General features: G+C 59.1%; 15 protein-coding genes. 13 read left to right on the top strand and 2 right to left on the bottom strand.

Annotated elements, in window-relative coordinates; genetic code table 11:
• The first annotated feature begins 23 nt into the window (after positions 1-23).
• From ACUY2T_RS03735 to ACUY2T_RS03745, 3 genes are all read left to right on the top strand, one after another.
• Positions 24-1,724, top strand: a complete 1,701-nt coding sequence (locus ACUY2T_RS03735) for an ABC transporter substrate-binding protein (RefSeq protein WP_448307616.1) — start codon at positions 24-26, stop codon at positions 1,722-1,724.
• A 28-nt stretch (positions 1,725-1,752) separates the two neighbouring features.
• On the top strand, positions 1,753-2,334 hold the full coding sequence (locus ACUY2T_RS03740) for an adenine phosphoribosyltransferase (protein WP_448307617.1): 582 nt from the start codon (positions 1,753-1,755) through the stop codon (positions 2,332-2,334).
• Between the two features lie 94 nt (positions 2,335-2,428).
• On the top strand, positions 2,429-4,696 hold the full coding sequence (locus tag ACUY2T_RS03745; protein ID WP_448307618.1) for a RelA/SpoT family protein: 2,268 nt from the start codon (positions 2,429-2,431) through the stop codon (positions 4,694-4,696).
• Between the two features lie 75 nt (positions 4,697-4,771).
• Here ACUY2T_RS03745 and ACUY2T_RS03750 read toward each other — a convergent pair whose 3' ends face one another.
• Entirely contained in the window at positions 4,772-5,635 is an 864-nt protein-coding gene (locus ACUY2T_RS03750; RefSeq protein WP_448307619.1) for a peptidylprolyl isomerase, read from the bottom strand.
• 112 nt (positions 5,636-5,747) lie between these two features.
• Here ACUY2T_RS03750 and ACUY2T_RS03755 point away from each other — a divergent pair, with 112 nt between their 5' ends.
• The 4 genes from ACUY2T_RS03755 to ACUY2T_RS03770 all read left to right on the top strand — a co-directional run bounded on the left by ACUY2T_RS03755 (position 5,748) and on the right by ACUY2T_RS03770 (position 13,025).
• Positions 5,748-6,434 (top strand): MBL fold metallo-hydrolase, encoded by a 687-nt coding sequence (locus tag ACUY2T_RS03755; RefSeq protein WP_448307620.1) that lies wholly within the window; start codon positions 5,748-5,750, stop codon positions 6,432-6,434.
• Between the two features lie 22 nt (positions 6,435-6,456).
• On the top strand, positions 6,457-7,776 hold the full coding sequence (gene hisS / locus ACUY2T_RS03760) for a histidine--tRNA ligase (RefSeq protein WP_448307621.1): 1,320 nt from the start codon (positions 6,457-6,459) through the stop codon (positions 7,774-7,776).
• A gap of 242 nt (positions 7,777-8,018) precedes the next feature.
• Positions 8,019-10,157: a bifunctional metallophosphatase/5'-nucleotidase gene (locus ACUY2T_RS03765; protein ID WP_448307622.1), complete on the top strand. Its 2,139-nt coding sequence runs from the start codon at positions 8,019-8,021 to the stop codon at positions 10,155-10,157.
• Between the two features lie 84 nt (positions 10,158-10,241).
• Positions 10,242-13,025 carry an ExeM/NucH family extracellular endonuclease gene (locus ACUY2T_RS03770; RefSeq protein WP_448307623.1) on the top strand — a complete coding sequence of 928 codons (2,784 nt, stop codon included), beginning with the start codon at positions 10,242-10,244 and terminating at the stop codon, positions 13,023-13,025.
• 29 nt (positions 13,026-13,054) lie between these two features.
• Here the strand turns inward: ACUY2T_RS03770 and ypfJ are convergent, their stop codons facing one another.
• On the bottom strand, positions 13,055-14,014 hold the full coding sequence (gene ypfJ / locus ACUY2T_RS03775) for a KPN_02809 family neutral zinc metallopeptidase (RefSeq protein ID WP_448307624.1): 960 nt from the start codon (positions 14,012-14,014) through the stop codon (positions 13,055-13,057).
• Between the two features lie 134 nt (positions 14,015-14,148).
• Here ypfJ and aspS point away from each other — a divergent pair, with 134 nt between their 5' ends.
• From aspS to mltG, 6 genes are all read left to right on the top strand, one after another.
• Positions 14,149-15,951, top strand: a complete 1,803-nt coding sequence (gene aspS, locus ACUY2T_RS03780) for an aspartate--tRNA ligase (protein WP_448307625.1) — start codon at positions 14,149-14,151, stop codon at positions 15,949-15,951.
• Between the two features lie 10 nt (positions 15,952-15,961).
• A complete protein-coding gene (locus ACUY2T_RS03785) occupies positions 15,962-17,224 on the top strand; it encodes a phosphotransferase family protein (RefSeq protein WP_448307626.1) in 1,263 nt (420 codons plus the stop codon).
• A 21-nt stretch (positions 17,225-17,245) separates the two neighbouring features.
• Entirely contained in the window at positions 17,246-18,640 is a 1,395-nt protein-coding gene (locus ACUY2T_RS03790; protein ID WP_448307627.1) for a replication-associated recombination protein A, read from the top strand.
• Between the two features lie 78 nt (positions 18,641-18,718).
• Positions 18,719-21,382: an alanine--tRNA ligase gene (alaS, locus tag ACUY2T_RS03795; RefSeq protein ID WP_448307628.1), complete on the top strand. Its 2,664-nt coding sequence runs from the start codon at positions 18,719-18,721 to the stop codon at positions 21,380-21,382.
• Between the two features lie 20 nt (positions 21,383-21,402).
• The gene (ruvX, locus tag ACUY2T_RS03800) at positions 21,403-21,870 is read left to right on the top strand and encodes a Holliday junction resolvase RuvX (RefSeq protein ID WP_293791532.1); all 468 of its coding nucleotides are present in this window, start codon (positions 21,403-21,405) and stop codon (positions 21,868-21,870) included.
• A 97-nt stretch (positions 21,871-21,967) separates the two neighbouring features.
• Complete coding sequence (mltG, locus tag ACUY2T_RS03805; protein WP_293791531.1) at positions 21,968-23,104, top strand: endolytic transglycosylase MltG; 1,137 nt, start codon at positions 21,968-21,970, stop codon at positions 23,102-23,104.
• The last annotated feature ends 61 nt before the right edge of the window (positions 23,105-23,165 follow it).

Below are 23,165 nucleotides of genomic sequence, written 5' to 3' on the forward strand. Positions count from 1 at the left end.
ACTTGTCTACGGGGAGGCGACCAGTGAACCGCAAACGGCACACAGGCGGGTCGACGAAAGCGACCATGGTGCTGGCTCTATCCGCCGCTCTGGCAGCTGCGGGTCTTGCCGGCTGCGGCAAAGACGCTGGTGTTGCTAACACTCCCGAGCAGTTCGGCTATGTCCTGTCGAGCGACCTGGTCACCTCCAATGCGGGCACAGGTGTTGGCGTGGCAACGGACGCAGCGAAAGTATCCGCCCGTCTATACCCGGGAGCATTCATTTCCGGGCCACGTGGTCAGATTCTGCCCAATGGCGACTTAGTCACTGCAAAGCCTGCGCCGGGCAACCCGCGGCGCGTGGACTACACCATCAATGAGAAAGCGACCTACTCCGATGCTAAGCCGGTAGTTTGCGATGATTTCTTGCTGGCGTACAAGGCCAGTACTCGCCCCGATCTCTTCGGCTCCGATATGCCATTGTTCGGTCAGGTAGAGCAAGTGGAATGTGCCGCAGGGGCAAAGAAGTTTAGCGTGCATTTTGCGGATAAGCGCGGAGAGCGCTACCGCGAACTCTTTGGCCCCGGCACGGTTTTGCCGTCCCATACCGTGGCGAAGAAGGCAGGGGTAGACGATATCGTCACTGCACTTAATTCTTCCGATGAGCAGACCCTCACTGATCTGGGTCGGGCGTGGCAAGACGTCTTCTCTTTCGACAAGACTAACCCGGCCGACGTGCCGACTTCGGGGCCGTACAAGATCAGCGGCAAGGAGGAAAATGGGTCGCTGAAGCTGGAGAAGAACCCCGAGTGGAAGGGCGTGGAGCCCGCCCAGACTCCGTTGTACTTGTGGCCGCGTGATGCGGACGTTAAGAAGCTTGCGGACAATAAACAACTTTCTGTCGTAGATACCGAGCAAGGGGCTGGCGATAAGCCAGGCAAGGTAGCAAGCGACCTAGGGCTGAATAGTGACGATTTCCGCGTCGTTGAAACCAACGCGGAACGCACAGATACACTCCGCCTTTCCGGTTTGGGCGTATTGCAGGATCCCGCGGCTCGTCGCGCATTCAATGCCTGCATCGACCGCAAGGTTTTGGCCGGGGAAGTGGAAAAGGAGACCGGCGCGGCGGTGCAACCCACCGGACTGCGCGTCATCAGACCCGGTCACCCTCTGCGGGGATACCTCAACGACATTAACGATGCAAACACCGCCGTCGACATTGAACAAGCGCGGACGTTGCTGAACGGACAGACCATTCGGATTGGTTTCCTCGATAGCGTTCCGCGGTATAAAAAGATTGTCGACGCCCTGTCTTCTCAGTGTGCCAAGGCGGGCGTAAAGATCGAGGCCGTGCCCCGCAAGTCTGAAAACTATGGGCTACTTGGCGTAGATTACGACGTGGCATTGGATACCCGCTCGGCATTAGGCCGCAATTCCGAGGTGAACTCCACCCAGGCTTCTCCGTTGAAGGGGATCCGCGCCGCGGAAGCAGTTCTTGCCGAGCAAGCCATCACCCTGCCACTAGTGACCGAACCACGCACCATCCTGGCTGAGATTCATGCCGCGAACGTGTTGGACAGCACCTCTGATTCGGGAGTGAGCTGGAATATGGACCGCTGGATCGAATCCGACGAGCCGGTGGCTACTGGCCGGGCTTCTGACCAGCACGATGATGGAGCCGTAGGAACCGAAGCCACGGAACCTGCCAACCCTGGTGAGCACCACGAAACCGAGCAGCACGGCTAAGCGCCACAAGAGAAGAGGACCCGAGAGCTTGACTACTGCCAAAGAAACAGCCACCGCAACAAGCACCGAACAACCGGAGTCTGCCGCCAAAGCACTCCGCCGACTCATCAGGATCGTTCCGGACTTCCCCTCGCGCGGAATCGTCTTTGAGGATCTCACTCCAGTACTGGCTGATCCCGCAGCGTTCAAAGCCCTGGTGAAGGATCTGGCAAATCACTGCCGCAACTACGACATTGACCTCATTGGTGGTTTGGATGCGCGCGGTTTCCTCCTCGGCAGCGCCGTCGCTTACGAACTGGGGGTGGGCATTCTAGCAGTTCGAAAAGGCGGTAAACTGCCACCTCCTGTCCACCACGTCGACTACGCTTTGGAGTACGGCACGGCCGCCCTGGAGATCCCCGCCGGTAATGCCATTCCGCTGCAAGGCAAGAATGTGTTCCTCATCGACGACGTTTTGGCCACGGGCGGAACGCTGAGCGCGTCTCGGGAACTGCTGGAAAAAGCAGGGGCGAATGTCTGCGGACTGGGCGTGGTGCTAGAAGTGGCTGCGTTGGACGGCCGCGATCGCCTCAAGGATCTGCCACTTTATGTGGTCGATCACGCTGGCTGACCCGCTCGGCTGCTTTGAGACGTAGGTGGCGTCCACAAAAGACCCACAACTACATAGAACAAGCTAGAGAAACATAGGCAGGATGTAAGCGGTAATGAGCAACGAAAAGGGTTCGCTATGGATGGCGGCCCGCATCGCGCGCAGCCTCACCGGCACCGGGAAACCGAAGATTAATCCGGTTCTGGGGCCACTCATTTCTGTGCACCGACGCTTTCATCCGCGTGCCGATCTGGCTCTGCTCAACCGCGCATATACGACGGCCGAAAAGCTGCACGAGGGCGTTAAGCGCAAGTCGGGTGAGCCGTACATTACCCATCCGCTCGCCGTGGCAACTATTGCCGCCGAGATAGGTATGGATACCACCACGGTGGTCGCAGCACTACTACATGACACGGTGGAGGATACGGATTACTCGCTGGAGGATCTTTCCCGCGATTTCGGCACAGAGGTCGCACGTCTTGTAGATGGCGTCACTAAGCTCGACAAGGTAGTGCTGGGGTCCGCGGCGGAGGCAGAAACGATCCGCAAGATGATCGTCGCCATGTCCGAGGATCCGCGCGTACTGGTGATCAAGGTGTCGGATCGGCTCCACAACATGCGCACGATGCGCTTCCTGCCACCAGAAAAGCAGGCTAAAAAGGCCCGCGAAACCCTTGAGGTGATCGCTCCGCTAGCGCACCGCCTGGGCATGGCGACGGTGAAGTGGGAGCTAGAAGATCTCGCCTTCGCCATTTTGTACCCGAAGAAGTACGACGAGATCGTGCGGCTCGTTGCCGACCGGGCTCCGAAGCGTGACCAGTACCTGGCCAAGGTCAAGCAGGAGATCGAGTTGGCAATGTCTCGCAGCTCTCTGCATGCCACCGTGGAAGGCCGACCGAAGCACTACTGGTCGATCTACCAGAAAATGATTGTCCGCGGCCGCGACTTCGACGAGATCTTTGACCTGGTCGGGGTACGCATCCTCGTGGATAGCGTGAAGGACTGTTATGCCGCGGTTGGTGGGATCCATACGCTATATCAGCCAATGCCGGGACGTTTTAAGGACTACATCTCCTCGCCCCGTTTTGGTGTGTACCAATCGCTGCACACCACAGTGATTGGACCCGATACCAAGCCACTGGAGGTGCAGATCCGCACCCATGAAATGCACCATAATGCCGAATACGGCATCGCGGCGCATTGGCGCTACAAGGAAACTCGCGGCAATAACAATAGCGAGTCGCAGGAAGTAGACCAGATGGCGTGGATGCGCCAGTTGCTGGATTGGCAGAAGGAAGCAGCGGATCCGAACGAGTTCCTGGATTCGCTTCGTTATGACCTATCCACCAACCAGATCTTCGTATTCACTCCAAAGGGAGATGCGATTACGCTGCCGAACGGCTCCACACCGATCGACTTCGCTTATGCGGTGCACACGGAGATTGGGCATCGCTGCATTGGCGCGAAAGTCAACGGCAAGTTAGTGGCGCTGGAATCCAAGCTTAAGACGGGCGACAAAGTAGAGGTATTCACCTCCAAGGATCAAAACTCCGGCCCGTCGAAGGACTGGATGAACATTGTCGTCTCCCCACGGGCGAAGGCGAAGATCCGTCAATGGTTCGCCAAGGAACGCCGTGAAGAAGCTGCAGAAAAAGGCCGCGATATGCTGGCCGCGGAGGCACAACGCGGTGGCCTTGCGGTGCACCGTTTGTTTACGCACGAATCGCTGCGATTGCTGGCCAGCGAACTTAACTACTCTGACGTCGAGGCACTATATACGGCCATTGGGCGGGGAGAGATCACAGCGGGGAACGTATGCCACCGCCTGGTTGACGGGGTGGAGCCGGAATCCGAGGCGGATGACGTTTTACATTCTCGCCCCGCCACATCGAAGATTGCCAACACGCCACAGGAAGGGCGGGGAGATGGCTCCGGCATCCTAGTTCAAGGTGAGTCGGATTTCTCTGCCAAGCTGGCAAAGTGCTGTACTCCAGTGCCAGGCGATAAGATCTTCGGCTTCATCACGAAGGGCGGGGGAGTTAGTGTCCACCGCACCGACTGCACTAACGCCGAGAAACTACATCAAGAGCCACAGCGCATCATCGAGGTTTCGTGGGCAAGCAGCTTCCACAACGCGGTGTTTATGGTGACGATCCAGATCGAAGGACTGGATCGCAATGGATTGCTCTCCGAGGTCACACGCGTTGTATCGGAGCAGAAGGTGCCGATTATTGCCACGAATTCGCACACAGCGGGCGACCGGGTGGCAACGATCCGCTTTACTTTCGAGGTGTCGGACACGAAGCAGCTGGGCTACATGATGAACCAGTTGCGCAATGTCGAGGGTGTCTATGACGTCTACCGCGTGACGACCGGCGGCTAGAAGGATCTAGCCCCTCCGGTCACGTTGCATCTTGCGCAGTGGGACTTAACGCGGTCGGATTTAGCGCGGTGGGAGTTAACCCAGTACCGCGGACTCGATCTTGATGTCCTCGGTCGGGGCTGCATCACCCTCCGGTGCCTTCTCCATCAGCTTGTCGAGTGCCTTGAGACCCTCTTCGTCGATAGTGCCGAAGATGTTGTACTTCGGCGGCAGGGTGGTATCTCCCGTTACCAGGAAGAACTGACTTCCGTTCGTGTTCGGACCGCTGTTGGCCATGGCCAGGGTTCCGCGCTTGTAGTTGACGGGAGTTTCAGCCTTGTCCTTCTTAACTCCGTTCGTCGGGTACTCATCCGGGAACGAGTAGCCCGGGCCGCCTGCACCGGTGCCCTCCGGGTCACCGCACTGCAGGATGGTCATGGAGTCAGACTTGACGGAACGGTGGCACTTGGTGGAATCGTAGAACTTCTTCTGCACCAGATGCGCGAAGGAATTCGTCGAGCACGGAGATTTATCGTTTGCCAGCTCCAGACCAACCTTCTCGCCGTTTATGGTGAGAGTCACCTTCTGGGTGCCCTGTGCAGAAACGTCATTGCCGTCCGGCAGACCAGCCTCGCTGAGCTTGCCCTTCGGATCCTTCTTGTACTCGCACTTGACGCTATTGCCGTAGGGCTTCAGAGGCCCCTCGGGGAGTGCTGCGGTTTCCACTTCCGGCTCGGAGGTCTGCTCGTTGCTTTCGGCGACCTGATCCTCATCTTTATCGGAACTATAGGTGGAAGCGAACCAGATGCCACCTACGATAAGGACCAGCACGGCGAGGGTGGCGAAAACCACGCCCAGAGGAGCGATCTTGTCCTTGCGTTCACGAGACTTCAGAGCCTTTTCCAGCTCCTTTAGCGCCTCGTCGCGCTTGGCCTCGTTCGGGTAGTTCTTTTCAGACACGTTTTCTAGAGCCTTTCTTCTGCTAGATACGGTGATCCATTATGCCTTATGGAGAGCACGAATCGGGCACAAGGGCACGCCCCTCGATGAGCTTTCGCTAGGGTGTAGTGGCATGAGCACCAATTACTCCGACCGTCCCGTAGCCCTGCCGGAGACCACGCAGATCTTGAGCTTCGCCGCCGGACCTTTCGAGACCAATTGCTATGTGTTGATTGATGGTTCTGACGCCACTTCGGGGGAAAACTTCCCGGCGGTCGTTATCGATCCTGGGCTAGGTGCGTACGAGCATATTCAAGGTCTCGCCGCCGAACACAACTTCAAGGTAGAGAAAGTGGTGCTGACTCACGGCCACATTGACCACATCCGAGACGCGGGTGCCTTTGGCGTGCCGGTGTTCGTTCACGAGCTGGATCGTTTCATGTTGGAGATGGATCAGGCAGCCAGCCCGCTCGCGGTACCTTTCGACGTGGCCAATATGCCAGCTATTGAGGATATTCATCTCCTTGAGGACTCGATAAGCATTGGCGGCACGGAGTTCGAGATCCACCACATGCCCGGTCATTCCCCAGGCCATGTGATGTTCCGCGTGGATGGGCTGATTATCGGCGGCGATGTCCTTTTCCGCGGGGGAGTAGGGCGCTCCGATCTGCCTGGTTGCTCGCCGGAGGACATGATGCTGAGCTTGAAGAAGCTGACTACGGATTTTGCGGACGAAGACATCGTCTTGCCGGGGCACGGACCGCACACCACCATCGGCGAAGAGAAGCGGACGAATAGCTTCCTGGCAGCCGTAAAGTAGCGGTTTAGTAGACTGTTTCTTTGTGACTGAGAGCGACAAGAAGCAACAGAAGGCTCAGAAGCCTAAGCCCCAGAAGTTTAAGGCCCTGAGCGCGCCAAAGGGCGTGCCAGATTATTTTCCGCCGACGTCGGCGGAGTTCAAGGCGGTTAAGGACGCCTTCACCTCCGCGGCGCACACGGCAGGTTACGAGCACGTGGAGTTGCCGATCTTTGAGGAGACCTCACTGTTCGCTCGCGGTGTAGGTGAATCCACCGATGTCGTATCGAAGGAAATGTATACCTTTGCCGACCGGGGCGGTCGGTCGGTGACCTTGCGGCCAGAGGGCACTGCGGGCGTCATGCGCTCCGTTATTGAGCACAATCTGGATCGTGGACAGCTACCCGTCAAACTGGTCTACAATGGCCCGTTCTTCCGCTACGAACGCCCGCAGGCCGGCCGCTACCGTCAGCTCCAGCAGGTCGGCGTGGAGGCCATTGGTGTGGACGATCCCGCGCTAGATGCCGAAGTCATCGCGCTGGCTAACCGCTGTTTTACCTCCATAGGCCTCACCGGCTTCCGCCTGGAGCTAACCAGCTTGGGCGACTGGGATGACCGTCCTGCATACCGACAAAAGCTGCAGGACTTCCTGGCAACCTTGCCCCTGGATGAGGAGACTCAACGCCGTGCGCAGTTGAACCCGCTGCGGGTGCTCGATGATAAGCGTCCAGAGATGCAGGAGATGCTGACCGAGGCTCCCTTAATGCTGGATCATCTCAGTGACTCCTCCCGCGAGCATTTCGAGACCGTGACCGGGCTGCTTGATGATTTGGGAGTTGATTACACCATCAACCCGCGCATGGTGCGCGGACTCGACTACTACACAAAGACCTGCTTCGAGTTCGTGCACGACGGCCTGGGTGCACAGTCCGGCATCGGTGGCGGCGGACGCTACGACGGCCTGATGGCACAGCTGGGCGGGCAGGATCTTTCGGGAATCGGCTTTGGGCTGGGCGTCGATCGAGCTTTGCTGGCGCTGGAAGCGGAGGAGAAGCAGGCGTCCACAGGCAGGAGGGTCGACGTTTACGGCGTGGCACTGGGCGCAGAGGCTAAGCGCCGCATGGTCAACATCGTTAATGACCTCCGTGGCCGTGGCATTCCGGCCGATATGTCCTATGGCGATCGCGGGCTCAAGGGCGCGATGAAGGGAGCGGATCGCGCTGGCGCTCTGTATGCCCTGGTGCTGGGTGATAAGGAGTTGGCCGAGGGGACCGTGACGGTGAAGGATCTCGCAGCCCACGAGCAACACGAGGTAGACCTGGCAGCAGTTGTGGAACTGCTGGCGGAAAAGACAGCCGAGGCTTAAATCGGCGTCGAATTCACACAGTTCACACCATTGCCCCCGCGTAACACCACGCGGGGGTATTTTTGGTGAATTAAAGATTAATAGAATTGTTACCTAACGTGAAGTTGCAGTTCAGGTTCGTATCGACTCGGGATAGTGCACGGACAAAGGCGCGTAACGATGGTTAGCTCTCATTCGTTGTAACACCTTCTTTTTACGCAATTGTTTGCGATTGACGATTTCCAACGAGGAGAAAGCCCCAAGTGTTTAAGTTGTCCCGCCGCAGTTCCCGCGCCGTCGTGACTTTCGCCATGGCGCCCACCCTTGCCCTCGCGGGCCTGAATGTCCCCGCGTATGCAGCTGAGTCCGACCAAGTCAGTCTCAACATCCTCGGTGTTACCGACTTCCACGGTCACCTGTCCCAGGCAAAGGACCGCGAGGGGAAAATCTCGGAACCCGGCGCGGCAGTGATGGCCTGCTACATCAACAAGGAGCGCGAGGAGAACCCGAACACCAGCTTTGTTTCTGCGGGTGACAACATCGGTGGCTCTCCCTTCGAGTCCTCAATTTTGAAGGACGAGCCCACCATTGAGGCACTGAACAAGATGGGGCTGGAGACCTCCGCAGTAGGTAACCACGAGTTCGACAAGGGGTGGGATGACCTCGAAGGCCGGGTTGGTGTGAACGGCGACAAGTTGGCAAAGTTCCCCTACTTGGGCGCGAACGTTAAGGGCGCACAGCTCGCCCCTTCTAAGGTCATCGAAAAGGACGGCGTGAAGATCGGGTATGTCGGTACCGTGACTGACACGACCTCTGAGCTCGTTTCTCCAGACGGCATCAAGGGCATTAGCTTTACCGACCCAGTGGCCGCCACTAATGCAGAGGCACAGCGCCTGAAGGAGAGTGGAGAGGCTGACGTTATCGTGGGTCTGGTTCACGAGGGCATGGACAACACCGGATTCTCTGACAAGGTGGATGCAGTAATCGCTGGCCACACTCATGTTCTGCGCAAGCTGGACGGCAAGCCGGTTCTGGTGCAGCCGGCCAATTACGGAATGGATCTGGCTGACATTGACATCGTCTATGACAAGGCCGCCAAGAAGGTCGTGTCTGTTACCGCCACCAACCGCACCGCTAAAGACATGATGGACCGCTGTGGCTCCACGCCGGATGAAGAAGTGGCGGAGATCGTCACCGCAGCGAAGAAAAACTCGGAGATCGAGGGGGAGAAGGTTGTCACGAACCTGAAGAACGATTTCTACCGTGGTGCAGACGCCGGTGCTGAGACTGGCACCAACCGCGGCACCGAGTCCTCCCTGAACTCCATGATCGCGGACGCCACCCTGTACGGTGTAAACAAGCTGACCGACCTGAACGCCGACATCGGTGTTATGAACGCAGGTGGTGTGCGTGAGGACCTGGCATCCGGCGAGGTGACCTTCGCTGAGGCATTCGCCGTCCAGCCGTTCGGCAACTCCCTGGGCGTTGTGGAGATCACTGGTGAGGACCTGAAGAATGCTCTCGAGCAGCAGTGGCAGCCGGGTGGCAAGCGCCCGATGCTGTCGCTGGGTCTGTCCAAGAACGTGCAGTATGCCTACAACCCGGACGCTGAGCAGGGTAAGCGCATCTCCTACGTCACCATCGACGGTAAGCCCCTGGATCCGACGAAGACCTACCGCGTGGCGGGCTCCAGCTTCTTGCTCACCGGTGGCGATGGTTTCGATTCCTTCGCGAAGGGAAAGTTCCAGGACGCAGGGCAGATCGATGTTGATGTATTCAACCTCTACCTGAACGACAACTCGGATATCTCGATTCGCCCGAACCAGACCTCCGTGGGCGTGCAGCTGTCCGGCGCTGGCGTGGACAAGGCTGAGGTGACCGACGAGGCGCTGCGCGGGACCATCCTGGCTCCGAACAAGGACGTGACCGTTAAGCTCAGCTCCCTGAGCTACACGGGTCCTGAGGCAAAGCCGAAGACGGCGACCGCGAAGTTCCTGCGCTGCGAGGGCAAGAAGGCCATCACCGTCGGCGAAGCTTCCGCGGACATGGACAACACGGTCACCGACTCCCGCGACGAAACCGGCAAGGCTACCGTCAACCTTACCGTTCCAGAAGAGGCTGCGTTCCTGCAGATCACCACCGATGCTGGCTCTAAGCTGAACTACCCGATCTCCGTCGAAGGCAAGCTCGATGTCGATCGTGGCTGCGGTGCAACGTCGGACGAGAAGCCGGGTGCAGAAGGCTCCCTGTCCGGTTCCTCCACCGGCGGCATCATCGGCACCATCCTGGGCATCCTCGCCGTGATCATCGGTGGCGCAACTGCCATCGCTTGGGTGCAGAACCACGGTGGCATCCCGACCCATATCCTGCCGAAGTGGGCTCGCGACCTGCTCCACATCTAATCACCTGACATCAACACTGATTCACCATTTCAGCTCTCGCACCTTTAATGCGGGGGCTGTTTTCACCAGAAAGCTTGAAGAAATATGAAGGCTCGTTTCAAGACCATCACCTCCGTCGCAACGTTCAGTGCTTTGGCACTCGGCGCCAATGTCCTTTCTGTTCCAACCGTAGGAGCAACCCCCGCTGGAGATAACGTCGTCATCAGCGCTGTTTACGGTGGTGGCGGAAACTCCGGTGCCACCTTGAAGAATGACTATGTGGAGCTTTTCAACCCAACCGATAAGCCCATCAGCCTGGACGGCTGGACCGTCCAATATCTTTCCGCAAAGGGAGGTAACAATGGCCACCCCGTTGCCCTATCCGGCACGATTCAGCCGAAGTCGTTCTACCTGATCAAGGGCGCTGCGCGTAATGGCGGTACCCAGGACTTTGTTTCGGACGCCACCGGGGACAACCTGGATCTGAGCGGTTCCAATGGCACCGTCGTGTTGAGCGACACCGCCGACAAATGGGCTGCAGGTAACCCCGCGATCGACATTGTGGGCTACGGCAATGCGCAGCTGAATGAGATTGCCGGTACTGGGACTCTGAGCTCCACCAAGGCAGCAGCTCGTGCTGCCGATGGCAAGGATACCGACGACAATAGCGTCGACTTCACCGTCGGCGCTCCAGCTCCACGTTTCAGCGGTGGTAATGCTCTTGATCCCAATGCGACGGCACCGGAACAGCCGGAAAATCCCACTAAACCGGAACAACCGGGCGAAGCAGAGCAGAAGAAGATCTCCGAGATCCAGGGCACGGGTGCAGTGTCCCCGCTAGTGGACAAAGAAGTAAAGACCGCAGGCTGGGTAACCGCTAGCTACCCTTCCGGGGGATTCGATGGCTTCACGATTCAGGAGGGAGGCAAAGCCAAGCTGCACAAGCCGGGAGAGGCCTCCCAAGCTGTGTTCGTCTACACCGGCAAGAATGGCACCCCAGCCGACCTGGGTAAGTGCGTCGTTGTTACGGGCAAGGTAGGAGAGCACGCCGAATCTACGCAGATCGGTTATGCAAAGTACACCGAATCCACCAACCCTGCCGAAGACTGTGGCGAAAAGCCAGAACCAATCTCTGATTCGATCCCTCTAGACGAGGAGACTCGCGAGGCAAATGAGCACATGCTGTTCAAGCCATCTGCGACGTACACCGTCACCAACAACTACAACCTGAACCAGTACGGCACTGTAGACCTGGTGGAAGGTGACAAGCCCCTGTACCAGGCGACTGCCATGGTGGCGCCCGGTGCGGAAGCTCAAGCTTATGAGGCCGGTAATGCCAAGCGCGTCGTTACCCTGGACGATGGCGCGACGCTGAATTACTTCCGCAACAAGGATGCGCAAAATACACCACAGCCGTACCTGAAGACGGCGGAGGGTATCAAGTCGCTGCGCTCCGGGGATCAGGTAAGCTTCGCCAACCCGGTGGTGCTTTCCTACAATTTCAAAACGTGGGGATTGCAGCCGACACGTCAGATCACGGGTGACACTGCCCAGGCTGACCTGCCGATCAGCTGGGAGGATTCACGTCCGGCAGAGGAAAAGGGTCCGGAGGCCGTCGGCGGTAGCCATTCCATTGCCAGCTTCAATGTGTTGAACTACTTCACCGACTTGGGCCAAGGCGAGGCCGGCTGCAAGGCTTACAACGATCGCGAAGGCAACCCCGTAGCTACTGACTCCTGCAATGTCCGTGGAGCCTACTCGGAGCAGGCATTCAAGGACCAGCAGTCCAAGATCGTCAAGGCAATCAACACCCTCGACGTCTCCGTTTTGGGGCTGGAAGAGATTGAGAACTCCGCTGGCTTCGGCCAGGACCGCGATGCAGCACTGAAGCACCTCGTTGATGAGCTCAACAAAGCTGGCGGAAATTGGAAGTACGTGCCAAGCCCGAGCAAGGTAGCGAAGAACGAGGACGTGATTCGCACGGCGTTTATCTACCAACCGGACAAGGTAGAACCGGTCGGGGAGTCCAAGATTCTCGACGTTAACGCCTTCGACGAGATCGCCCGTCAGCCACTGGCGCAGCAGTTCAAGAACAAGGGCGCGGCTGATGACCAGGCATTCGTAGCGGTTGTCAACCACTACAAGTCCAAGGGGAGCGTAGCCAGGGGAGACGCTGACACCGGCGATGGCCAGGGCAACAACGCCCGTCTGCGCGCCGACATGTCCCGTGAGCTGGTGAAGTGGTTGCGCGAGGATCCTGATCTCAAGGACAAGCCGCAGTTCGTGCTAGGAGACTTCAATGCTTATGCGAAAGAGGAAGCAATCAGCATCATCGAAGAGGCGGGCTACACCAACCTCGAAGATAAGTACGAGGCGGGTCACTCCTACCAGTTCGGCGGACGCTTGGGATCCCTGGATCACGTCCTAGCCAATGAAAAAGCAACGCAACTGGCCACCGGTGCGGATGTCTGGGACATCAACGCCGACGAGTCGGTGGCGTTTGAGTATTCGCGCCGGAACTACAACGTGGTGGACTTCTATGAGCCGAATGTGTTCCGCGCGTCGGACCACGATCCGATCAAGGTGGGCTTCAATGCTCCGGGGGCTGACCCGAAGCCGGGCGACCCCGGTAAGCCCGGTACTCCCGACAAGCCGGGTGGATCTTCTGGCTCCTCGGATACCCCTGGTTCCACAGGATCTTCGGGTTCTAGCGATAACCAGAAGGGCGAAATCAGTGGCTCTGCCAAGGATGGCATCATCACCACGATCATCCTGGGCATTATCGCCCTGGGCGCTGGCAGCGCCGGCGTATGGGGTTGGATCAACCACCTGATTCCAGCCCACGCTGTGCCAAGCTGGCTGCGGCCTTTCCTTCCTCCGCAGCGCTAGGGCAGTATCTAGGCCACTATCCAGGGCGTTTAGCGCTGGAAGTCCTGGTGGCAGGACTTCATAGTGCCACCCTGGTAGCCGCGCATAAACCAGTCCACGCGCATCTTTGAGGATCCGTGGGTCCATTTGTCAGGGTTAACTTCCTGCCCGGCGCTGGACTGGATGGCGTCATCACCAATGGCACGGGCGGTCTTAATTGCCTGCTCGACCTGCTCCTGGGTGAGGGGCTCCAAGAGAGCTCCCTCGCCCTTATCTGCGTTCTGGGCCCACACACCGGCGTAGCAGTCGGCTTGGACTTCCATTTTCACCGCATTGGAGTCCTCGCCTGGATTGTCGTAGTCGCTTAGCCCCAGGTTCCCTTCCAGCTGCTGAATGTGGTGGCCGAACTCGTGGGCAGTGACGTACATCTGTGCGAACGGTCCATCGGAACCGCCCATCTTTTTTAGCTCCTTAAAGAAGGGCGTGGACATGTACACCGTCTCGTCGCCTGGGCAGTAGAAAGGCCCTGTGTTGGCGAGGTTTGCCGATCCGCACCTGGTACTGGTTTGGCCTTCGGCAATCACAAGCCCAGGCTTGGTGTAATCGATCCCGGCTTCCTCGGGAAGTGCTCGGCCCCAGAAATCGTCGACGGAAGTCGCGGTCGCCAGGATTCGGCAGTCGTCGTCCTTATTCGCGTCATCGGCGGTCTTGCAGTGCTCGAAGCCTTCACCCTGCCTACTATTACTGACGCCCGCACGCTGGTCGGAGGCATTGTTCCCACCCAACATTCCGAGTCCGCCGTTAAAGAGGAACACCAGAATGGCGGCAACGATGATTCCCGGAATGCCGAAGCGGCGAGCGAGGGCGCCAAAAAGTAGGCCGGTAAACAGGCCGCCGCCCCCACCTTGGTTGCCACCCCCGCCCCCGAGGCCGAAACCGCCACCGCCAGAACCGGATCCTCCGCGCTGGCCACGATCGGAATAGTTGTTCAGATTGTTGTTGAAAGTCACAAGTGAATCGTGCCATACCTAGGTGACATATACAGCCTTATATGGACAAGGTAAGCTGTAAGGTCGAAAAAGGCTCAAAAGCTAACACTAGCTAACACTTACGCGAACAATAACGAGGAAGGACTCTGAGGAACGTGCTGCGCACACACCTTGCGGGCGAGCTGCGCCCAGAAAACATCGGCGATGAAGTGACCTTAACTGGCTGGGTCGGTCGTCGACGCGACCACGGTGGCGTCATCTTCATCGACCTGCGCGACCGTACCGGCGTGGCACAGGTCGTTTTCCGCGAGTCCGAGGTAGCCGAGCGCGCGCACGACCTGCGCAGCGAATACTGCCTAAAGGTCACCGGCGTGGTCGAAGCCCGACCTGAAGGATCGGAGAACCCAAACCTGGCTTCCGGCGGCATCGAGGTCAACGTTTCCGAGCTGGAAGTTCTGAACGCCTCGGCTGCACTACCGTTCCAGATTGACGATCCTTCCACCTCCGGTGAGGTGGGCGAGGAGACTCGCCTGAAGTACCGCTACCTTGACCTGCGTCGCAAGTCCCAAGGTGATGCTCTGCGTCTACGTTCTCGCGTGAACCAGGCCGCCCGCGGTGTGCTGGCCAACCACGACTTCACGGAAATCGAGACCCCGACGCTGACGCGCTCCACCCCGGAGGGCGCCCGTGACTTCCTCGTGCCTGCACGCCTGCGCCCGGGCACGTTCTACGCGCTGCCTCAGTCCCCGCAGCTGTTTAAGCAGCTGCTGATGGTCGCTGGTATGGAGCGCTACTACCAGATCGCGCGTTGTTACCGCGACGAGGACTTCCGCGCCGATCGCCAGCCGGAGTTCACCCAGCTGGACGTCGAGATGTCCTTCGTGGACCAGGAAGACGTGATCTCGCTGGCAGAGGAGATCCTGGTAGCCATTTGGAAGGAGATCGGCTACGAGATCTCCACTCCGATCCCGCGCATGACCTACGCCGATGCGATGAAGTACTACGGCTCCGACAAGCCGGACCTGCGCTTCGACATCCGAATCACCGAGTGCACTGACTTCTTCAAGAACACCACCTTCCGCGTGTTCCAGAACGAGTACGTCGGCGCCGTGGTCATGGACGGTGGCGCTGACCAGCCCCGCCGCCAGCTGGATGCCTGGCAGGAGTGGGCCAAGCAGCGCGGTGCCAAGGGCCTGGCGTACATCCTGGTGGGCGAGGACGGCGAGCTGTCCGGTCCGGTGGCCAAGAACATCACCGCCGAAGAGCGCGCAGGCATCGCCGAGCACGTCGGCGCGAAGCCGGGCGACTGCATCTTCTTCGCAGCTGGCGAGACCAAGCCGTCCCGTGCCCTGCTGGGTGCTGCCCGCGGTGAGATCGCCAACAAGCTGGGGCTGATCAAGGAAGGCGACTGGGCCTTCACCTGGGTCGTGGACGCCCCTCTGTTCGAACCGGCTGCAGACGCCACAGCCTCCGGCGACGTGGCTCTGGGCAACTCCGCTTGGACCGCCGTGCACCACGCCTTTACCTCCCCGAAGCCGGAATACCTGGACAACTTCGACGAGAACCCGGGCGAGGCCCTGGCCTACGCCTACGACATCGTGTGTAACGGCAACGAGATTGGTGGCGGTTCTATCCGTATCCACCAGCCCGACGTCCAGGAGCGCGTGTTCAAGGTCATGGGGATCAGCGAGGAGGAGGCTCGCGAGAAGTTCGGCTTCCTGCTCGATGCGTTCGCCTTCGGCGCCCCGCCACACGGCGGCATCGCTTTCGGCTGGGATCGCATTGTTTCCCTTTTGGGTGGCTTCGATTCCATCCGCGACGTTATTGCCTTCCCCAAGTCCGGCGGTGGCGTGGATCCTCTGACCGACGCTCCGGGCGAAATTTCCGCAGCGCAGCGTAAGGAATCTGGCATCGATTTCAAGCCTAAGAAGGGCCAGCAGGGCCAGAAGGAAAAGTAGGCGATTTAAAGTGCAATCTATCGAGTCCACCGTCGAGGCAGCCACGCAACTTTTGGCTACCCGCTTCGGAGGCTCACCAGAGCTCAGCGACCCGCAGGACCTGGGCGGCAGTGGATCCTCGATGGTTTTGCGCTGCAGGGTGTCTGCCGATCCTTTCCTGCAGGAGCGATCGGTGGTCATTAAGCAGCTGCCGCCAGAGGCCGGACAGGGTGCAGAGTCCAACACGGAGGGCGCCCCAACTGACAGTGGTGGTAGTGCCAGTTTCGGTCCCGATGCGCTTGGCATGCTGCGCGAGGTTGTGGCTTATCAGTACACGAACACGCTGGCCGAGACAGTTCGCCCTGGTCCGGTACTGCTTGCATATGACATTGACCAGCGCCTACTGGTGCTGTCCGACGCTGGAGACGGCACGAGTTTCACTGATGTGCTGACTCTCCACGATTCCAAAGCGAGGGGTGTCGCGCTGCGTAAGCTCGGCCGTTCGCTAGGCAAGATGCATGCCGCGACGTTCGGCGGGGCTTCGGCTTACTCGACGCTGATGCGACGCCAGTGTCAGCGTCATCAGATTAGCCCTGAGGCCATCGATGAATCGGATATCAACGTCGGTGAGCTCATCCAATCTGGCGTGGAGCTCATGACCTCCAATGGTTTGACCATCGACCCGGTGGTACACCGCTACGCCTCCCAAGCTGCGGAGCGCCAGACAAAGTCCGAGTATCAGGTCTTTACGCCCTTTGACCTGGCCCCGGACAATGTGATGCTCACCAACAACATTGTGCTGCTCGACTACGAGTGGGCGGGATTCCGGGATGCTGCATTTGATGTGGCGTGTGTAGTCGCGGGCTTCCCACAGGACAACACGACCCCCGCTCTGGACGAACCCGAGACTACTGAGTTCCTGGCTGCTTGGCGTGCCGAAGCTCAGCAGATTTGGCCTACGATCTCTGACGACGAAGTGTTTCACGAATGGGTGATGTCAGCCCTTATTGGCTGGGCTTTCCTGTCGTTGATCATGATGTATTACGGGCGCCTTTCGGTGGCCAAGCATTCCTCTTTCGTCTTCGGCGAAGAGTCCGAAAACCAGGACGTTTCCCGCTCCATCCGTCATATGTCGGAGGAGCAGTTGGAAGACCTCGCCACGACAGTGGAGGCCATCGAGCGTTTCTCTCGCCGTCGCGACTCCAAGGATTTCGAGGCTATCGGCGCTTTTGCACGTATGCTTCTGAAGGTTCTGGCGCAACTGGGGGCTTTCCCTCACGAGCGCGAGGACTAGCGTCGACGAGGTGTAAAACCTATGGACGATCTTTTCTCCCACACTGGCCAGGGCGACAAGAAAAGGCAGGAAAGCAGTGCCGATCAGGCGTCCGCAGAGGCCTACTTTCACCCAGGCACCCATGCGCCGTTGGCCGTTCGTATGCGCCCGCGCACACTGGATGAGGTAGTGGGACAGGACAAGGTTCTCGGCCCCGGTTCGCCATTGCGCCGCCTGATCGAGGGCCAGGGTGATACCTCCGTGATTCTTTACGGACCGCCCGGCACAGGAAAGACGACAATCGCCAGCCTGATCTCGCAGGCCTCGGGGCGCCGCTTTGAGGCATTAAGCGCCCTGAACTCCGGTGTCAAGGAAGTCCGCGCCATTATCGAGCAGGCCCGCAAGCGCCTCCTCCTCGGCGAGCACACCGTCTTGTTTATCGATGAGGTTCACCGCTTTTCGAAGACCCAGCAGGATGCCCTCCTTGCCGCAGTCGAGAACCGTACCGTCCTGCTCGTTGCCGCCACGACCGAGAACCCCTCCTTCTCTGTTGTATCGCCGCTGTTGTCCCGGTCGCTGCTCGTACAACTGTCTTCCCTTAGCGACGCCGACATTCGCACCGTACTCCAACGCGCCCTCGACGATGAGCGAGGATACGGTGGGCGCTTGCAGGTTACGGAGGAAGCCTTAAACCAACTCGTTGCCATGTCCGCAGGAGACGCCAGGCGCAGCTTGACTTACTTGGAAGCCGCAGCCGAGGGAGTCCAGTTCGATGGGGAAAATGAAGTTGGGGAGCTGGTGGCGTCCCAAGTAAAGAAGTCCCTGAATAAGGCCGTGGCGCGCTACGACCGCGACGGCGACCAGCACTACGACATCACCAGTGCCTTCATCAAATCCATCCGTGGGTCGGACCCTGACGCGGCTTTGCACTACCTGGCGAGAATGCTAGAGGGTGGGGAAGACCCGCGGTTTATCGCGCGCAGACTAGTGATTCATGCCAGCGAGGACATCGGCATGGCGGATCCACAAGCACTGCAGGTTGCCGTCGCTGCGTACCACGCAGTGGGCTTTATTGGCATGCCGGAGGCACGCCTGAACCTGGCGCAGGCCACAATCCACCTGGCTACCGCCCCGAAATCCAATGGAGTAATCGCCGCGATTAACTCCGCTATCGGGGATGTTCAGGCAGGTAGAGGCGGGGCAGTGCCAGCGCATTTGCGCGATGGTCATTACCAAGGCGCTAAGGCATTAGGTAATGCGGTGGGGTACGTCTACCCGCACGATGACCCCAAGGGAGTTGTCCCGCAGCAATATCTGCCGGAGGATTTGAAGGATGCCGTGTACTACCGGCCAACCACCCATGGGCACGAAAAGACCATTGCAGCTCGGTTGAGTAGCCTGAGGGCTATCGTTCGCTCCTTTTTGACCCGGGGGTAGAATGTATGCGTTCCATCTACGGTTTACACTGACCGACGATTAAAACTTTCGACTAAAAATCTACGAGGTAAAGCCAACGTGCAAACGCATGAGATCCGCCAGCGCTTCATCGAGCACTTCACCAAGGCCGGGCACACCGAGGTCCCGAGCGCATCGCTGATCCTGGACGACCCGAATCTGCTGTTCGTCAACGCCGGCATGGTGCCGTTTAAGCCTTACTTCCTAGGCCAGCAAAACCCACCGTTCGAGAATGGCACTGCAACGTCTATCCAGAAGTGCGTGCGCACGCTCGATATCGACGAGGTTGGCATCACCACCCGTCACAACACGTTCTTCCAGATGGCAGGCAACTTCTCCTTTGGTGCTTACTTTAAGGAAGGCGCCATCACGCACGCCTGGACACTGCTGACCAATCCAGTGGACGAGGGCGGCCTGGGACTCGACCCGGAGCGTCTGTGGGTCACCGTCTACACCGATGACGACGAGGCTGCAGAGATCTGGAACAAGAAGATCGGTGTGCCTGAGCACAAGATCCAGCGCCTTGGCATGGAGGACAACTACTGGTCCATGGGCATCCCCGGCCCGTGTGGCCCGTGTTCCGAGATCTACTACGACCGCGGCCCGGAGCATGGCAAGGAGGGTGGCCCGATTGTCGACGACACCCGTTACATCGAGATTTGGAACCTCGTGTTCATGGAGAACGAACGTGGCGAGGGGCTTGGAAAGGGCAACTTCGAAATCGTCGGCAAGCTGCCGAAGAAGAACATCGATACCGGCCTCGGCATCGAGCGTGTGGCCTGCATCCTGCAGGACGTGGACAACGTCTACGAAACCGACCTGCTGCGCCCTGTCATCGACGTCGCCCAGGAGGTAACAGGCGCGAAGTACGGTGCTGATAAGACCAACGATGTGCGCTTCCGCGTCATCGCCGACCACTCCCGCACTGGCCTTATGCTGATGCTCGACGGCGTGACCCCCGGTAATGAGGGGCGCGGTTACATCCTGCGTCGTCTGCTGCGTCGCATTATCCGTTCTGCCCGTCTGCTGGGTGCAACGGGCGAGACGCTGGAGAAGTTCATGGATACCGTGCGGGAGACCATGACCCCGTCCTACCCAGAGATCGCCGACAACTACGAACGCATCCGCGCAGTGGCTTTGGCCGAGGAGAAGTCTTTCCTGAAGACCCTCGAGTCTGGTTCTCAGATGTTCGACGATTGGGCACGTGGCGCGAAGGAACGCGGCGAAGATACCGTGCCGGGCGACGTTGCATTCTCCCTGCACGATACTCACGGCTTCCCGATCGACTTGACCCAGGAAATGGCCGCAGAAGCTGGTCTCAAGGTCGATATTGACGGATTCCATGACCTCATGGCGGAGCAGAAGGCCCGCGCCAAGGCCGACAACAATGCCAAGAAGTTAGGCCACGTGGATCAGACGATCTACCGCCCGTTCGTGGACAATCACCCGACTGTGTTCACCGGCTACGAGAACCTGGCCGACGAGGCCTCCGTGCTGGGCATTATCCGTGACGGCGCGCTCGTGGAGACCGCTCCGGAGGGCGCTGCCGCCCAGGTGATTCTGGACCGCACCCCGTTCTACGCCGAAGCCGGTGGTCAGATGGCCGACCGTGGTGAGATGAAGTCCACCTCGGGTGCCGCCCGCGTCGAGGATGTGCAGAAGGTCGGTAAGAAGGTGTGGGTGCACCATGTGACCGTTAGCGGTGGTGAGCTGGCTGTGGGACAGAAGATCCAGGCCACTGTCGATAAGGCTTGGCGCCACCAGGCCCGTCAGGCGCACTCCGGTACCCACCTGATCCACGCCGCACTGCGTGAGGTGCTAGGCCCCACAGCCGTACAGGCCGGTTCTATGAACAAGCCGGGCTACCTGCGCTTTGACTTTAACTATGGTGAGCAGCTCACCGAGCACCAGCTGGGTCAGATCGAGGAGATCGCCAACGGTGCCGTTGACAGCGACTACCAGGTCAACACCATCGAAACCTCCCTTGAAGAGGCAAAGGCAATGGGCGCCATGGCGCTCTTCGGCGAAAACTACAGCTCCGAAGTTCGCGTTGTGGAGATTGGCGGACCATTCTCCATGGAGCTTTGCGGTGGTATCCACGTCGATCACTCCTCCCAGATCGGCCCGATCGCCGTGCTGGGCGAGTCCTCCGTCGGATCCGGTATCCGCCGCATCGAGGCATATACGGGTATGGATTCCTTCCGCTTCCTGAGCACCGAAAAGTCCCTTGTTGCGGGTCTGGCTACCAGTTTGAAGACTCCCAGCGAGGAACTCCCTGAACGTATCGATAGCCTCACCGCCAAGCTGAAGGCCGCTGAGAAGCAGATCCAGCAGCTGCGTGGCCAGCAACTGCAGAGCCAGGTCGGCGAGCTGGTAAACAAGGCCGAAACGCTGGGTGATGTCAAGGTCCTGGCCCAACAGCTCCCCGAGGGAGTGGCAGCTGGCGATCTGCGTACCCTGGCCATGGATGCGAAGAACCGCCTCGGCTCTGAAGCCGCTGTTGTGGTGTTTGCTTCCGTTGATGGAGACAAGGTGCCTTTCGTCGCCGCTGCCAACGACGCTGCCGTGGCCCAAGGCATCAAGTCTGGCGAGCTGGTCAAGACGTTCGGTGAGAAGGTCGCTGGACGCGGTGGCGGTAAGCCCGCCATGGCTCAGGGCTCTGGTTCTGACGCCGCTGGCATCCCAGCTGGTATTGAGGCCGTCAAGAGCGCACTGCGCAGTTAAGTGGGATCGAAGGTTTCTTAATGCATACTGAAACGCCAGACCCAGCTACCGATCCCGGCCGTGGTAGGAGGCTAGGCCTCGACGTCGGCACCGTGCGCATCGGGGTGGCGATTTCAGATCCAGACTGCATCCTGGCCACCCCCGTAGAGACCGTGCAGGCCACCGCAGACGATGGTGATGTGCAGCGTGTCGTAGAGATCTGCCGGGAGAACTTCGTCGTGGAAATAGTCGTCGGCCTTCCAGTGGCACTGCGTGGAAACCATACCCAGAGCACAATTAATGCGGAGGAGTTTGCCCGGCTAGTTAAAGAGGAATTGCCGGATATCCCGTTGCGCATGGTGGATGAGCGAATGTCCACAATGGCTGCTACCCAGGCTTTTCACGCCTCTGGCGTCAATAGTAAAAAGGGCAGAAAAAAGATCGATCAGGCAGCGGCGGTGCATATCCTGCAGGGGTGGTTAGACACGCGGCGGCGCGTGCTTTCCTAAAATTTATCAATTCGTGAGAAAATGACCGCTGAATTGTAAATCATTGTTGTAGAACTCTGGACGAAAGGGCCCACGACCTATGGGATCGACCCGCAACATGCAGCCAAAGTTTCGACGGCGCCGCCAGCTTGCCGCCGCATTGGCTCTCGCCCTGGTTGTTCTGTTGGTCGGTACGTGCGTATACGTTTGGTACCAGCGTGACGTCGTTGCCGTGCGTGACTTCGCCGGCGAAGGTAATGGCAATGTGGTCATGGTTAGGGTCAGCCCCGGCGACTCAGTCGATAGCCTGGCGGAGCAGCTGGTGGACAAAGGCGTGGTCGGATCCCGCCGTGCCCTGATGTCGGCTGCCGAACGCAAGGAACCAGAGCTACAGGCGGGGTACTACCCGTTGCAAGAGCAAATGTCCGCAGACAAGGCGCTCGATTGGCTGTCCAGTGACGATCGCCGTCGCGGCGTGGTCGACATTCCCAATGGTTTGACCCTCAACGATGTGAAGGTGGTTGGGGGCGAAAGCCGTAAGGGCATCTTCAGCCTGATTTCGCAGCAAACCTGCCAGGATGAGCACACCTGCGTGTCCGTCGAAGATTTGCAAAAGGCTGCGGCGCAGACCCCGCCGGAGCAGCTGGAAATCGCGGATTGGGCGATGGAAAAGGTCAAAGCGCGCGGTGACGACCCGAAACGTATCGAGGGCTTGATTTCCCCAGGCGTTCACCTTTTTGATCCCACGAGCAGCCCCGAGGAGATCCTGAAGTCCTTGCTCAATACCTCCAAGGAGGAGTACCAGGACACTGGGCTTGTCTCTTCGTCCCAGAAGGTAGGCCTGAACCCCTACGACATGCTGGTTGCGGCCTCTCTGGTGGAGCGCGAGGCACCGGAGGGCGATTTCGATAAGGTAGCCCGCGTGATCCTGAACCGTTTGGCGGAGAAGCAGAAGCTGGAGTTCGACTCCACGGTGAACTATGACCTCAGCGAAGTCGAGGTCGCAACGACTGACGCCGACCGTAATCGTCCGACTCCGTGGAATACCTACGCCAAGGAGGGCCTGCCGGAGACCCCGATTTCCTCCCCGGGCCTGCAGGCACTGCACGCCATTGAGAACCCGGCTGATGGCGATTGGCTGTACTTCGTTACGGTGGATCGCAACGGTCGCACCGTTTTCAACCGCGACTTCGCTGCGCACGAGCGTGCTATCGAGGAATCCCGCCGCAACGGTGTTTTGGACTCTAACAGGTAGCACCAGCTTTTAACTCTTAAGAAAACGTTTTCTCGAAGAAGCACGAATAGGGTGAATTGCT

Source organism: Corynebacterium sp. 22-2729, from assembly GCF_053479475.1.